The organism is Mucilaginibacter dorajii (genome assembly GCF_024808255.1).
Lineage (GTDB): Bacteria > Bacteroidota > Bacteroidia > Sphingobacteriales > Sphingobacteriaceae > Mucilaginibacter > Mucilaginibacter dorajii.
Map to the genome: position 1 here is coordinate 20,564 of NZ_JANTYS010000021.1, position 15,421 is coordinate 35,984.

8 protein-coding genes are annotated in these 15,421 nt (G+C 44.2%); 5 read left to right on the top strand and 3 right to left on the bottom strand.

What is annotated here, in order from left to right:
* Positions 1–113: 113 nt before the first annotated feature.
* The 5 genes from FHS10_RS22605 to FHS10_RS22625 all read left to right on the top strand — a co-directional run bounded on the left by FHS10_RS22605 (position 114) and on the right by FHS10_RS22625 (position 11,207).
* Positions 114–3,635: a TonB-dependent receptor gene (locus FHS10_RS22605; RefSeq protein ID WP_259095486.1), complete on the top strand. Its 3,522-nt coding sequence runs from the start codon at positions 114–116 to the stop codon at positions 3,633–3,635.
* Between the two features lie 19 nt (positions 3,636–3,654).
* On the top strand, positions 3,655–5,511 hold the full coding sequence (locus tag FHS10_RS22610) for a RagB/SusD family nutrient uptake outer membrane protein (protein ID WP_259095488.1): 1,857 nt from the start codon (positions 3,655–3,657) through the stop codon (positions 5,509–5,511).
* Between the two features lie 32 nt (positions 5,512–5,543).
* Entirely contained in the window at positions 5,544–8,396 is a 2,853-nt protein-coding gene (locus FHS10_RS22615; protein WP_259095489.1) for a SusC/RagA family TonB-linked outer membrane protein, read from the top strand.
* A 26-nt stretch (positions 8,397–8,422) separates the two neighbouring features.
* Complete coding sequence (locus FHS10_RS22620) at positions 8,423–10,099, top strand: RagB/SusD family nutrient uptake outer membrane protein (RefSeq protein WP_259095491.1); 1,677 nt, start codon at positions 8,423–8,425, stop codon at positions 10,097–10,099.
* A gap of 73 nt (positions 10,100–10,172) precedes the next feature.
* Positions 10,173–11,207 carry a DUF1735 domain-containing protein gene (locus FHS10_RS22625; protein ID WP_259095493.1) on the top strand — a complete coding sequence of 345 codons (1,035 nt, stop codon included), beginning with the start codon at positions 10,173–10,175 and terminating at the stop codon, positions 11,205–11,207.
* 510 nt (positions 11,208–11,717) lie between these two features.
* On the opposite strand, the gene FHS10_RS22630 is transcribed toward FHS10_RS22625, so the two are convergent.
* The 3 genes from FHS10_RS22630 to FHS10_RS22640 form a co-directional block, all read right to left on the bottom strand.
* The gene (locus FHS10_RS22630) at positions 11,718–13,109 is read right to left on the bottom strand and encodes a Gfo/Idh/MocA family protein (protein ID WP_259095494.1); all 1,392 of its coding nucleotides are present in this window, start codon (positions 13,107–13,109) and stop codon (positions 11,718–11,720) included.
* Positions 13,110–13,583: 474 nt separating this feature from the next.
* On the bottom strand, positions 13,584–14,072 hold the full coding sequence (locus tag FHS10_RS22635) for a peptide deformylase (protein ID WP_259095496.1): 489 nt from the start codon (positions 14,070–14,072) through the stop codon (positions 13,584–13,586).
* A gap of 312 nt (positions 14,073–14,384) precedes the next feature.
* Complete coding sequence (locus FHS10_RS22640) at positions 14,385–15,374, bottom strand: helix-turn-helix transcriptional regulator (protein WP_259095498.1); 990 nt, start codon at positions 15,372–15,374, stop codon at positions 14,385–14,387.
* Positions 15,375–15,421: the final 47 nt, after the last annotated feature.

Sequence of the window (15,421 nt, forward strand, 5' to 3'; positions counted from 1 at the left end):
AATTGCAGCGAATACAACCACTTTATTAATAAACTGACATTCAAATGTATAAAATTTTTACTGCATTTACTTGCGGCAAACTACGTGGGCGCCTATACAAACCTGTGCTTATTATGAAGCTAACTCTTATTTTGCTAACGGCAACTTTTTTACAGGTATCTGCTGCTACTTACGCGCAAAAGGTAACCTTAAAAGTTAAACAAGCTACTTTAAAAGAAGTGTTTGAAGAAATACGTACGCAAACCAGCTACGATTTTCTTTATAATTCTGACGATATAAAGTTAGCCAGACCCGTTACGGTAGATTTGAGCAACGTTACCATAAGCCAGGCCATGGATGCCCTGATGGGTAAACAACCTTTAACTTATTCTATTGAGGATAAAACCATACTCATTCAAAAAAAATCAACCAATCAAAATAACTCCAATGCTCCGCCCAAAAAAATTACAGGTAAAGTAACCGATAAATTGGGTTTACCCGTACCGGGTGTAACGGTGAAGGAAAAGGGAGGCAAATCAATAGCGGTAACCGGTACCGATGGTAGTTACGCCATCAACGTATCTGACGCTAACGCCACGCTGGTATTTACTTTCATTGGTTTTACCCCTAAGGAGGTAGCGCTTACAGGCAGTTCGGAATTGAATGTAATACTGGAAGACACTCAACAAGGCTTAAACGAAGTAATTGTTGTTGGTTACGGTACGCAAAAAAAGGAATCAATTACAGGTGCAATCTCTACCATAGGTACTAAAGATTTGACGCAGTCGCCGGTGGCTAACTTAAGTAATGCTTTGGCTGGTCGTTTATCGGGTTTAACAGCTATCCAAACATCCGGCAAACCGGGCGATGATAACTCAACCTTATACGTACGTGGTATTGGTACTTACACAGGCCAAACCGCGCCATTGATCATGGTTGATGGTATTGTGAGGGATAGCTACAATGATATCGACGCCAACGAGGTAGAAAGTATCAGTATCCTGAAAGATGCATCGGCAACAGCGGTTTATGGTGTGCGTGGTGCAAATGGTGTAATCCTTATCACCACCAAGCGTGGTAAAGAGGGCGCGCCAAAAGTAAGCGCTACGGCGCAAACGGCTATATCGGAGTTTTCAAGGATGCCTAATTTTGTTAACTCGTACCAGTACGCCTCGCTACTTAACGAGCAGAGCTACGAAAACTACTGGATCCAGCATTCTAAAGATGCCGACATCAAAACCTGGAATGATTTTGCCCAAAAACGGGATGCCAACTGGATTAAAGAGGCTACCATCTATTACTCGCCCGAGGATTTGAAATATTACCAAAACGCACATACGCCAACGGTAAACGGACAGCCCAATCCTTACTATGACCCATATGGTCACCCGGACCAGGATTGGAAAAAGCAGATCTTTAAAAAGTTTGCACCTCAAACCCAGTACAACGCCAACATTACCGGCGGTACCGAATCTGTAAAATACTTTGTTTCATTAGGATACCTTACCCAGGGCGGCTTGTTCAATACATCGTACATGCCTTTTTCTGATGAAATGCAGTTTAAAAAGAAACGCTACAACTTACGTGGTAACCTTGATTTTGATGTGAATAAAAACTTCAGGATCTCGGTTGATGTAGGTACCCAGTTCGTAACCATAACGGGTATGGATAATGATGGTTATACCTGGCAAAAAAGGATCCTGTGGTCATCACCACTTGGTTCGCCCGGTATGATAGATGGCAAATTTGTGGTTCCGTTTAGCAATCAAAATGATCAGCTTAACCCGCTGTACGCCATTGCCAGCAGCAATAACTATAACATCACCAATAACAGTACTTTAAACTCGGCCGTAAGATTAAGTCACAAGCTGGATTTCATTACCGAAGGTTTATCCGTAAATGCCAAAGGCGCTTATGATAGCTTTTTTAGCAGCCGTACAGGTGGTGGTTACAAACCATTGTTGTATGGTGTAAGGGCAAACCCTAATGGTAACAAGCTTGATCCAATCCTGGTACAGTTAAATGACGATACTCCGCCTCAACGCTGGAGCGATTGGAACAACGGTAAATGGCGCAAGGTTTATGGCGAGTTCTCTATAAACTATAACCACACATTTGATAAAAAACACGCGGTAACAGGTTTATTGCTGTACAACGCCGAGAAAAAATACGATCCAACTTTAGCTTATGATCTTCCGCACGCTTACATGGGCGTTGCAGGCAGGGTAACCTATGCTTACGATAACAGGTATTTTGTGGAGTATAACATGGGGTATAACGGATCAGAAAACTTCCCCGAAGGCAAACGGTTTGGTTTTTTACCTGCGTACTCAGCGGGCTGGATAGCCAGTAACGAATCCTTCTTTCCTAAAAACGATTACGTAACTTATTTGAAAGTACGTGGCAGTTTGGGTAAAGTAGGTAATGATAACATTGGCGGTGCCCGCTATTTGTACCTGCCCGATACCTGGCAATATGGCCAGGGTTATAATAATGGCGGCGGTTATACCTTTGGTACCCTTAATGACCGTAACACCATTCAGGGTGCTTATGAAAGCGTAATTGGTAACCCCAATGTAACCTGGGAAACCGCCACCAAATCAAACATTGGCTTAGAAGCCCATTTGTTTGGCGATAGGGTAACCTTAGTGTTTGATCATTACAACGAGCATCGTATCAACATCCTGTCATACAAAGGCACCGTCCCGGCTATTGTACAGGCTACTTTGCCACCTTATAACTTAGGCGAGGTGAAAAACTGGGGTAATGAGTTAGAGCTTACTTATAACAGTACCCCTGGTAAGTTTACCTGGTGGATAAAAGGCAACGCCTCAACCAACAAAAACAAGATCATTTTCCAGGATGAGGCCATTGTACCGGGTTTAGAATACCAGGCTGCAACCGGCAGACCGATCAATCAGCCATTAATGTTGCAGGCCGAGGGTTTATATACCTCATGGTCGCAACTGTACAAAACTGATGCTAACGGTAACCCCGAACTATCGAGCCCTGTGTTGGCGCTTAACAAAGCCGGTAAACCATACACCAATGCCGCGGGCAACCCAGTTTATCAAAAAGATTTGGGTTATGCAGGTGCGGCATTACAACCAGGTGAGGTTAGACTGGAAGATGTTAACCAGGATGGTGTGATTAACGAGAAAGATTACATCCGCACTGGTAAAACCGATATTCCTGAGCTTAGTTATGGTTTATCATTTGGCTTTAGCTATAAAGGCTTTGATTTTTCGGCCTTGTTACAAGGTGTAGCCGGGGTTGCCAAATTTGCCAACAGCACCATCCACTTTAACAAACAGCAATCACTTTTTGAGGTGGATTTAAACAGGTTTACCCAGGAACGCTATGATGCCGGTGAGCGGATTGACTTTCCGATAGCGGCATATAACCAGGCGGCCACCTACAACACGTTCTTCCTGAAAAATACCTCATACACAAGGTTGAAAAATATGGAGATAGGGTATACGCTTAAGCCAGCATTTTTAAAACGAGTAGGGATCCGGTCGGCACGTTTTTATGTGAACGGTGCAAACCTGTACACCTGGTCGCCAAACAAGATCTGGGGCGATCCCGAGAATTTGGGCTACGTGGGTTACCCGCTTACCAAAACCTACAATATTGGCTTAAATGTTAATTTTTAATCAATCAGGAGAAGAAATTATGAAAAGAAAAAATATAATTATACTGCTTTTAGCTTGCTTAGCCGGCGGTATATTTTCACCGGGCTGTAAAAAAAGTTTTCTTGAAAAACCAAAAGGTGGCGCGGTAACGGTTGATACTATTTTCCATACCAAAAACCAGGCGCAATATGCTGTGGCGCAAATGTATATGCTATGCATTAGGGGATATTTTCCTGAAACGTATGATGGCTGCCGTCCCGAAGCTATTACAGATCAGCTGTACATTATTCACCCGGCTTATGACTGGGCTTCAAATACTATTGGAACAGGCACCTATATCACCGGTAACATGAGTGCCAACAACACCTGCGATTATGGTTTTGGTGCCGATAATGGTCCTGGTTTTGGCTGGCACTATAAAGGCATCCGGCAGGCCAACCTGGTGCTGAAAAACATCAACATGGTTACCGATGCCGATAACGCCTGGAAACAGGATGTTAAAGGGCAGGCTTTGTTCTGCCGCGCTATGCAGCATTATGAATTGTTCAGGTATTATGGTGGTGTACCCATTGTAAATAAACCATTGGATGGTACCGGTAAAATATCAGTTCCACGCAGTTCGGTACAATCTGTTGTTGATAGCGTTGTAAAATGGTGCGATCTGGCGGCAACCTTATTACCTGCCACCCGCCCGTCTGCAGATTATGGCCGTATTACCAGGCTGGCCGCATTAGCCTTAAAATCACGCATTTTGTTATATGCTGCAAGTCCGCTTTATAATACACCCGCCAACCTAAAATCAGAAGTAGCCGGTGCCCGTTATGGCGATGGCCGCGACACCGTTTTGGCTTATCCAACTTATGATCCCGAGCGCTGGAATAAAGCCGCAAAAGCCGCAAAAGATGTAATTGACGCTGCTGGTGCATCGGGCGCATCGCTTTACAACACTGGTAAAACGGTAACAACCGGCGAAACTTACGCTACCATTGCCGATTATGAATCGGTATGGAACGTATTTGCCAACCAGGAACTGATATTGGTAAACACATCAAACCAGGTACCAAGCGGTAACGCCTGGGGCGATGGATCTGCATGGGGCCAGTACCTGTCGTCAAAATTGCGTTTGGCACAATGGGGCGTAAAAAATAACGTGCCTATTGAGTTTATGCAGCAATATGAAAAACGCGACGGTACCAAATGGACCCTCCCTGCAAGCGGCAGCGATTTGCCAACGGATATCAAAGCGCTTGACCTCGACCCTCGTTTTTACCAGACTATCGCTTATGATGGCATGTATTATAGCGCTCAAAGAGGTATCCTGGCCTACTATAAAAGAGGTGATTATGCAACCGATGGCAACCTGGCCAGCAGCGATGCCGGTGTGGATGGTTACGCTATGGAAACCTATAAGTTTGTTGCCCGCATTGATAACATGAGCGATAATCATTTTGCCTGGCCGGTATTTAGGCTGGCAGAGTTTTATTTGAATTATGCCGAGGCGATGAACGAGTACGCCGGACCAAGCGGCCAGGCTACCGAATACCTTAACCTGATCAGGAAAAGGGCCGGCATGCCAGAGAAACACCCGGGCGATGCAACCGCATTTAGAGATGCCGTACAAAACGAGCGCACTATTGAGTTTGCTTATGAAGGCCACAGGTATAATGATCTTAATCGTTGGTTAAAAGCCAAATCTGTATTGAACGGAACCTTACATGGCATCGTAACTACGGCACGTAATGTTGGTGGTACTTTGAAACGTACCTGGGCAACTACGGCATTTGTTACACGGTCGTTCCCTGCAAGGTACTATTATGTTCCATTCCCTAATGATGAAGTGAGCAAGCGTTACCTGGGTAACGATAAAGGCTGGGATGGACAAAATCCGGGATGGTAATTGGTTTTTAGACATTTTAATTAATGAAAACAATGAAAAAAGAATATATAAAACTTTTTGCCTGGATTTTTACGTTCGGTAGTGTTTCGGTCGCTTCGGCACAAACCACCAACGTTACTTCGGCAGATTCTGCAAAAATCAATAAAACTAAACCTGTAACAGTTGATTACGGACTGCGTACCGAGCAGTTATGGAAAAGTACAGGAGCTGTTTATACCCTAAAAGACGAAGAGTTAACCCATATGGTAACCGGCAACCTGTTAAATACCTTGCAGGGCCGCATACCGGGTTTAACCGTAGTAACAGGCTCTGGCGAACCAGGTTATGATAACCCAACCCTGTACGTGCGCGGCCAAAGCAGCTGGAATATTGCCGGCAACCAGGTAGTAATTTATTTAGATGGTTTCCAGGTTGATATGGGGGCAATTGCTTCACTATCGGCGTATGAAATTGAATCGGTTACGCTGTTAAAGGATGCCGCTGCCACTGCTATTTATGGCTTACAGGGCGGGGCAGGTGTACTAAGCATCCGTACAAAAAAGGGTGCTAACCTGCCACGCACCCAGATAACTGTTAACGGCCGGTACGGTATTTTAAGCGCGGTGCAGTTACCTACTACCATGAATGCTTATGATTATACCCGTTTGTATAACCAGGCTTTGCAAAATGATGGTTTACCTATTAAGTACACCAATCCCGACTTGTACAAGGCAGGTAACGATCCTTTTCACCCCAATGTGAACTGGTATGATCAGGTACTTAAAAAGAACTCCACTATACAGGATTATAACTTTTCGTTCCGTGGCGGTAATGACATGGCCAAGTATTTTGTGCTGATGAACTATACCGATTTTGAAGGTTTGTACAAAAATGCCAATGCCATTGATAAGGATTTTGGCACCAACGCGCGTTACAACAAAATCAACCTGCGTGCCAATGTGGAATTGCAATTAAGCAAAAGCTTATCTGTAGAGGCCAATATCACTGGTATCACCGAGGATAAAAATACCCCTGCCGGTTTCACCGCCACATCGTTATTCAACAACCTGTTGGGCATTCCGGCGGCGGCCTTCCCGGTTAAAAATCCTAACGGTACCTGGGGCAACAGTTCGGTTTATAACTTTAACCCGTTGGAACTTTTACAGCAAAACGGGGTGTACAGCTCACATACCCGTAACCTGCAAACCAATTTTGGTTTTGTTGAAAAACTGGATATCATTACTCCTGGTTTAGCTTTTAACGGGTCATTATCTTTCAGCAACCAGTATATCGGTACTTATCAAAAGCTGTTCTCGGTGCCATCTTATGAAATTACTAAAGATGCTAACGATCAGCCGGTAATGGATGGCAGTGGCAACGTGGTTTACAAAACCATTGGTAGTGTAGGCCAAAGCATAGCCGATGGGGGCAACGTACACTGGAACCGTAATTCGGTTAAGCTTGGGTTTGATTATAACCGCAGCTTTGGCAAAAGCACATTTACCGGTATGTTATTGGCCCAAAGGCAAGGTTACAGCCATGATGGCCTGGTTTACCAGGTACGTACCCAAGGCTTATCGGGCAACGTAACCTATGATTACAGCCAGAAATACATTGTTAACCTATCGGCTGCCTACAACGGATCGGCCGATTATGCGCCTGGTCACCGTTATGGGTTTTTCCCTGCGGTTGGTTTGGGCTGGATAGCATCTAAAGAGGATTTCCTGAAAGATAATTTGGCTATCAACTTTTTAAAGGTTAGGGCTTCATACGGTACTACCGGTAATATCAACGAGGCGTTTCGCTTTTTAAACGAGCAATACGCGGTTGGTGCCAACGGCTATATTGTAGGGACCGCCAACACCTATAAAAACGGGATGACCGAAGGTGCGTTTGCTAACCTTAACTCATCATGGGAGAAAAAAACTACGCTGAATATCGGTGTAGACCTTACCTTATGGAAAAACCTACAGGCAACTGTTGATGTGTTCAGCGAAAAACGCACCGGCATCCTGGAGATCCCATCGGCAGATGTGCCTGCTTTCACCGGCTTTAATTTGCAATACGCCAATACCGGCGAAGTAAAGAACAAAGGCTTCGAAGCATCACTTAATTACAACAACAACGTTGGCAGCTTCCAGTATAATTTAGGTGGATCGGCGGCTTTTGCCCGTAACAAAATTACACAGCGATCTGAAAACGTGCAGCCTTACGCTTACCTGTATACCCAGGGTTACCGCCTTGGCCAAATGAAAGGCCTGGTTTATAAAGGGTTTTACCAACAGTCGGATTTTGATGCCAACGGCAATTTAAAAACGGGCGTAGTTTCATCATCATATGCCAACGTTAAACCCGGCGATTTGAAATTTGCCGACCAGGATGGCAATGGCATCATCAATGATTATGATAAAGTGCCATTAGGTTATGCCAAACTTCCAGAGATCACTTTAGGTTTCAACTTAGGCTTTAAATATATGGGCTTTGATTTTGCAGCCTACGGCGAAGGTGTTTTACACCGTACGGTGAGTCTGCTTGACGATGCTTATATCTATACGCATCCGTTTGTAAATAACAATAACATAACACCATTTTCTGCAAACGCCTGGACACCGCAAACTGCCAACACAGCAACTACGCCTCGTTTATCAACCCAAAGCAATGCCAATAATGATCAGCAATCTGATTTTTGGTTGCGTAATGGTAATTTCTTTAAGCTACGTAGTGTAGAGCTGGGTTATACCTTGCCGCGGGTAGGTTTTTTAAAGAAACTGGATGCCATAAGGGTGTTTGCGAACGGTACCAACCTTATTGTTTGGGATAAAATAGACAACCTGGAGGCCGAGCGCCTATCAATGGGGTATCCTTTAATGAAAGTGGTGGCCTTTGGCTTAAAAGTGAAATTGTAGTAGTAAATATTAGTAATTACGAAGACATGAAAAGAAATTATTATATAACAGCAGCCTTGGTAATGAGTGCGTTACTGTACTCCTGTAAAAAGGATTACCTGGATGTGAAAACTATAAAGGCCGATATTACTGTAGATAAGCTATATGCAAATTATACTTACGTACAACAGGTAGTTTGGAACACATACAGTTATTTACCTGATGGATTTGCCAACCTCAACCTGGAATCGGCAACGGATAATGCCGAAGCTACCAACGTGAGCGACAAAGCGCAGGCCTTTAATAACGGGATCTGGAACCAATACAGTAACCCCGACGATGCCTGGGCTTATAATTTTAACGGCATAAGACAGGCCAATGAATACCTTCAAAATAAAGACAAGGTTGATATCAGCTACATTAAAGGCAAGATCACCTCAACAGATTCAACCACTTATTTTAATGCCCGCAACAACGTAAAGTTTATGCAGGGTGAAGTGTTGTTTTTGAAAGCGTTTTTCTACATGGAACTGGTAAAGCGCTATGGCGGCGTGCCTATATTGGAGCAGCCACTTGATTACAGCAACACAGCCAGTTGGGATAATATCAAAAGAAACTCGGTAGATGAATGTATTAAATATATTGCCGACCTGTGCGATAAGGCAGCCGCCATTATCCCGGCCGATCTTTCGCCTTATTCATGGTATGATGATGGCCGGGTTACCCAGGGTGCTATCAAAGCTTTGAAGGCAAGAGCGCTTTTATATGGTGCAAGTCCGTTATTTAAAGATGCCGGCTCAACCACCACCTGGGCGCAGGCCGCCAAGGCATCGTATGATGTTATTGCCCTCAATAAATATTCGCTTGATGGCAGTTACGCTAACCTTTTTGGTTCAAATAACACCTCATCTAAAGAGTATATTTTTTATCGCCGGTATGGTGCAATCAATTACCTGGAATATAACAATTTTCCTATCGCGTTTCAAAACAGTAATGGCAACAGCATTACGCCTACCGAGAATTTTGTGAACGATTATGAAGTGGTAACAGCGGGCACAGCCGTTCCGTTTGATTGGGCTAACCCAACACACGCGGCAGCACCATACAGCAACCGCGATCCTCGTTTTGCAGCTACCGTAGTTTACAACGGGAGTTCATTTAAAGGTAGCGTGATACAAACCTATACAGGCGGCAGCAGTGGTTTGCCAAAGCAAAATGCTACCAAAACAGGCTATTACCTGTCAAAATGGGTTAATCAATCGGTCGATTTAACAAATGCTACCACTGCTAACCACGCCTGGGGTTATTTCAGGTACGGCGAAACCCTGTTGAACTTTGCCGAAGCCATGTTTAACGCCTACGGTGCCGATGCCGACCCTGAAGGTTACGGGATGACAGCTTTAAAGGCCATTAACCTGGTTAGGCAGCGCGCAGGTATGCCCGCAATAACGGCGGCACAATTAAACCAGACCCGTATTGAGCATGAGCGTAATGTAGAGCTAAGCTTTGAAAACCAGCGTTTGTGGGATGTTCGCCGCTGGAAAAAGGGTGTAGCGTACTTTAATGGATCGGTAAACCGGATAGAGATCACCAATGCTGGTGCTACCAATACCTACGCGGTTAAAAAATTAGAGAACAGGGCGTTTTATGATAAAATGAACTGGTACCCTATACCACAAAGCGAAATTGCAAAAACACACTGGACACAAAATCCCGGTTGGTAAAATAACAGGCTCATCGCGCTATGTTTTGGCGCGATGGGCTTCATGATTTGAATTATTAATTAAAAGATATTTTATGAAAACTCATGCATCATCAATACTAAAATTGTCTGCCTGTTTAATGCTTACCATGGTGTTATCCTGCAAGCAGGAGTTTTTGGAAGGACCAAAAACTACGCCAACAACAATGGTTTACCTCCCACAGGCCGAAAAAACTAATGCCCTGGTAGCAGCGCTTACCGATACCAAATATGTGGTAGACAGCGTGGCAAACACGGCCAACTTTTCGGTGCCGGTATACCGTGGCGGCGAATCGAACTTTGCACCTTTAACTGTAGATGTGAGCGTTGACAATGCCGCTATCGCGGGTTTGATCACCTCTGGCGCGCTGCCTGCCAACACCGTGGTTTTGGATGCTGCCGATTTTACACTGGCGACTAAAGACACGGTTACGTTGGATAACAATATCATGAAAGGCAACATTGTACCCAAGATCAAAATTGCCCAAATGAGCAAGTACGCCGGCAAAACGCTGGCTATGGGTATTAAAATTGCCAATTCAACCAAACAAGCGGTTAACAGCGCTATGGATAAGGTGATCATTTACTTTAGTGCCGATGATTTCCTGGATGCTGTTACGCCTAAAAACAACATGGTTGATAAAACCAAGTGGAGTATTGTAAAATACGGCGACGGCGTAACCTTTAAGGTTAATGAAGACGGTAGTGTATTGGCAACCGGTGGTAACTGGGGCCAGCAAGGCATCCTGCAAACATTTGAAGTGCGTGCCAACAAACAATATAAAATTGACATGAACGTAGCCGGATCGGGTGCTACCGACTGCTGGTTTGAAGTGTACGTAGGCAAAGCAGCCCCGGTAGCTGGCCAGGACTATAGCGACGGCGGTACCCGCATTGCCCTAAATACCTGGAATGGCTGCGGTAAAACACCTTTTGATGCTTTGCTGTCATCGCTTTCATGTGCCGGTAATGGCAACGTGGTATCATTCCCAACAGCGGGTACAGTTTACCTGGTAATTCGTTCAGGCGGTTCAAGCCTGGGAACAACGGGTATTAAGCTTACTAATATCGATTTCAGAAGGATAAATTAATAAGGAAGCAGGGCGTACACTGCCCTGCTTTTAAATGCTCTCGGGCTTATATTCAGGAGCTGTTTAATTTGTTTTTTCTGTAGAGGCGCATCACATGCGTCTCCAGCTATACAGAGTGGATTTGCAAATCGCGATTTGCCTGCCGATTTCCAAACTTGATTTGCACGCGGGAGACACATGTGATGTGTCTCTACAAAAAAATAAACAGCTTCTCAAATAGCCTTGAGATTTAGTTGATTAGCATATTAAATGCTATGGGCGTTCCCGGTGTGAGATCCGGGGGCGTTTTTTTTTGACATAAAAGCCTGGGTGAAAATAAAGCGACAGATATTCAGGAAGCTTTTGTTTTGCCAATACGTTTTCAAGGGTGTTCCACCGGAACGGGTGGAACGCCTGGAACACCCCGAACACCTTTTCTTCTCAATATCAGGTAGTTAACGTTTTTGGAATGTAAACTTCGTGGAACGCCTTAGTTGTTCATTATCAGATATTTATGCAGTATTAGCAGTGTTATACAATTTTCATGTTCTCCGCATCCCAATGGATCACCTTGTTTTCAAAATAGCTATCATTACAGGCCAGGCAGGGGGCGGCAGCCCTGAAGCCAAATACGGCGTCTTCCACAACCGGCTTGCCGGTGCGCATCGAATCAAAAAAGTTGGTAAAATGATCGTGAGATGAATTATAGCCATCGGGTACCCGGTAGCTGATATCAGGCGAAGTTGGTCGTTGCTGATCTGCCTGGGAGTAGCGTTTGTTATAATCGTCCATCAAAGCTTTTTGCTGTGCTTCGGTAAAGGTTGATAATGAATCCCAGCCACCTATGCCTGGTGCTGCGGGCATTTTATGTTTGCTGATGGTAAAGCTGTTTTCATCATCCAAATCAAGCACACCTTCGGAGCCTACTATTTTGGTGGTGCTGCGTTCACCTTCGCCACTGATAAAATTAACCCGTAAAGTCACCTGGAAAGCGGGATGTTCTTTGGTTTCGCCATAATGAATTACAGCGCTCATCACATCGGGCACGTTACGACCATCTTTCCAATAAGCCAAATCACCAATGGAAAAAATGCGTTCTGGTCCTTTTGACCCGGTGATGAAATGGATGCCGCTCAACAGGTGTACAAACAGGTCGCCGGCTACCCCAGTACCATATTCGCGGTAGTTGCGCCACCTGAAAAAGCGCTTGCTATCATAATCGTATTTCATTTTGGCGTTTGATTGATACCTGGCCCAATCCACATTTTGCGGCGACGCGTCAAAAGGGATAGTATACTGCCAGGCACCTAAAGCACTTTGGCGGTTAAATGATGCCTCGATAGAATTGATCTGCCCGATGGCACCGCCCTCATATAATTCTTTGGCCTTTTTATAGGCGATGCTACTTACCCGCTGACTGCCCACCTGGAAAACCATTTTGGTATCCCGCTGGGCTTTAATTTCGGCAAGGCCCTGGCTTATCTGGTGTACCATTGGCTTTTCGCTGTAAACGGCTTTGCCGCTGTGCATGGCATCAATGGCAATCTGGCTGTGCCAGTTATCGCTGGTAGCAATAATTACGGCGTCGATGTCTTTACGGGCCAGTATTTCGCGGTGGTCGCCGGTAGTAAAAAGGGTAGAGCCATATAATTCCTTTGCCCTGTCGAGCCGGCCTTTATACAGATCGCAACAGGCAACCAGTTCAACACCCGGAACGGTTAAGGCCGCGCGGGTATCATTAAAACCCATAATGCCCATGCCTATGGTAGCAATGCGGATCTTGTCGTTTGGCCCGGTACGTTTTTCGGCCATCAGGATGTTCAGCTCATGCTCTTCTTTAGCCGCGAGACTATTAAGCGTTGCAGAAGTGAGCAATACAGAAGCACCCAGGTGCTTAATGAATTTCCGGCGATCAGTTAACATAGCTTTGATTAAAGTTTAAAATTGGTTATGCTGATTGTAAGGCGCAATCATTGAGGTTTATATAAAGCAATTTAGTAAACCAAAATCAAAATGCAATAAATATTTATTGTAGTAGTGGTTTTACACCAATGTTATTATGTTAAGGTTTTCTTCCCCCATAGGCTAGCGGGTGTACACATCTTTTTAATATTATCACGTTTAAGAAAACGTTGTCATTTCGAACCCCTGGAGGGCGGGATTTTGGAGGGCAAGGGTGAGAAATCTTATACGAGGGGCTGCGTTTGATCTTCGCTCGTATAGGATTTCTCTTTCGCGCCCCGCTCTTGCCCCACCTTCGCTCTATCGAAATGACATTTTTCTTTTTAGAAAGTTATGTACACACAGTAATCCTGTAGAAGGAGGCTTTGTAGAAAAAATATGGGACAGCGCTCCATACTACTGTAGGTGGTAATCCTAACTTGGTCAAATTCGGCTTTACGATGACCGCCATTTAAAAGAGGTATTGTCAATAGCCCGCATGGTGCAAAGGATACCGTTTAAATGATCGTACTCATGTTGAAGCAGTTCGGATAGGGCGCCATCCATTGTCCATTGTCGCGGTTGCCATTGTTCGTCAAGGTAATTAATGGTTATTTGCTGATGGCGCTTTACCTTAACCAACAAATTGGGGAAACTCATGCAATCGTCCCATAACTCAAACATATCGGTACTCAGGTCGCTTAGCTCAGGGTTAATAAAAACAACGGGTTTATCGATATTCATATAGATGAGCCTTTTCATAATGCCCAACTGTGGTGCCGCTATAGCCCTGCCGAAATTATACCTTGCCCTGATCTGTTCCATCACGTTGTGCATATCTGCCACCCAGCCGGCTATTTGCGGCTGTTCTGTAGGTAAAACCGGTTGACACACCTGGTAAAGACGCTCATCGCCAAGAAGTAAAAGATCATCTAATGTTTTCATGGTATGTTAGCATCTGGTTAGGAATGGTTTTGAAAAAGATATTATAGTCAAAAAGATTCGTCGTTACTTCGTTGTTCCTCATATCAATGGGCGTTTTGTAAAAAAAGTTTGTCATGCTGAGGAACGAAGCATCTATTCTACGCCATGCATGTCCGCCCTGAAAGTTCGCGAATAGATGCTTCGTTCCTCAGCATGACAGGGTGGATAGAAGAGTTCTTTCGTCACTTTCACAGTCCAAGGTTTTTAAAAATCGCAATGACGACCTGTTTTTTCGTTTTTAAACAGCATCTTACAATTGTACAAATTGTAAACCTAAACATAGCAAGCTACATTAACCATAATCAACAATAACCTAAGCACCTGGCTTGGCAAAACATTAAACCGCTTTTTGAAAGCAGCTGTAAAATGGTGCGCATTTTTATAACCCACGGTTTCGGCAACTATACCCACGCGTTCGCCTTCCTGTAATAACTTGTAAGCCGCATCCATCCGCAGCTCGGCCAGGTAGCCAAAAACAGTATTGCCAAACAAAATTTTAAACCCCTTCTTCAGTTTAAAATCATTAAGCCCGGTTTTGCGCGATAATTCTGTAAGCGAGCACGGCGACCGTAAATCTTGCGCTATTAACATTTTCGCCTCCTGCAAACGCGCCCTATCATCAGCACTAAAAATTTCTGTCTGATCAACCCTACTCTCAAGGTATAGTAACTGCGTAGATAAAAGTTCTAATATCTTAGCCTCTAAAAAAATGCGTTTGATGTATACTGGCTGGTCGGCATTTAATAACCCGTTAACCAATAAACTTAGCGAACTGTTTTGATAGGTACCTTTTGTAATTAAGGTAAAATGTTTATCCCCGTTACTTTCAAAAGGGGCGGGCAATTGGTTGTTGCCCAGTAATTTTTCTATAAAGCTTTTTTTTAGGCAGATGCTAAGCATTTGGCTTTTGCACTTACTGCTGATGTCAACATTAAGCAATGTACTATAAAAGGTATGGTACCTTCCTGCTTTTAATGCCAGTTCTTTTTTCGATAGCTGTATCGCCAGTTCGCCGTCTATCACAAAATTCAATATCCAGCAAAAACAATCGCAGTTTATGCTAATAGGCGATGGCTTTTTAATATCCCAATAACTTACAATAATACATGCACCGCTAAACCAGGTGCTTTGAATAGTAACATCGCCGGTAGCCAAATGTAAAACTGAATTGCGCTCTGTAAGGAGGTCACTGGTTGCCGTCGCAGGGCAATCAAGTATAAGTTGCCTGCTTTTTTGTGATGGTGATGTAAAGGTAATGCGCATAAAATCCGTTTGGCGTTGTTTTCAATCCGTTTAACGTTGACTAAACA

Bases quoted from the DNA above. Each gene is read 5' to 3' on its own strand.
- FHS10_RS22615 (WP_259095489.1), top strand. From the start codon at position 5,544: ATGAAAAAAGAATATATAAAACTTTTTGCCTGGATTTTTACGTTCGGT.
- FHS10_RS22610 (WP_259095488.1), top strand. From the start codon at position 3,655: ATGAAAAGAAAAAATATAATTATACTGCTTTTAGCTTGCTTAGCCGGC.
- FHS10_RS22630 (WP_259095494.1), bottom strand. From the start codon at position 13,109: ATGTTAACTGATCGCCGGAAATTCATTAAGCACCTGGGTGCTTCTGTA.
- FHS10_RS22605 (WP_259095486.1), top strand. From the start codon at position 114: ATGAAGCTAACTCTTATTTTGCTAACGGCAACTTTTTTACAGGTATCT.
- FHS10_RS22635 (WP_259095496.1), bottom strand. From the start codon at position 14,072: ATGAAAACATTAGATGATCTTTTACTTCTTGGCGATGAGCGTCTTTAC.
- FHS10_RS22620 (WP_259095491.1), top strand. From the start codon at position 8,423: ATGAAAAGAAATTATTATATAACAGCAGCCTTGGTAATGAGTGCGTTA.
- FHS10_RS22640 (WP_259095498.1), bottom strand. From the start codon at position 15,374: ATGCGCATTACCTTTACATCACCATCACAAAAAAGCAGGCAACTTATA.
- FHS10_RS22625 (WP_259095493.1), top strand. From the start codon at position 10,173: ATGAAAACTCATGCATCATCAATACTAAAATTGTCTGCCTGTTTAATG.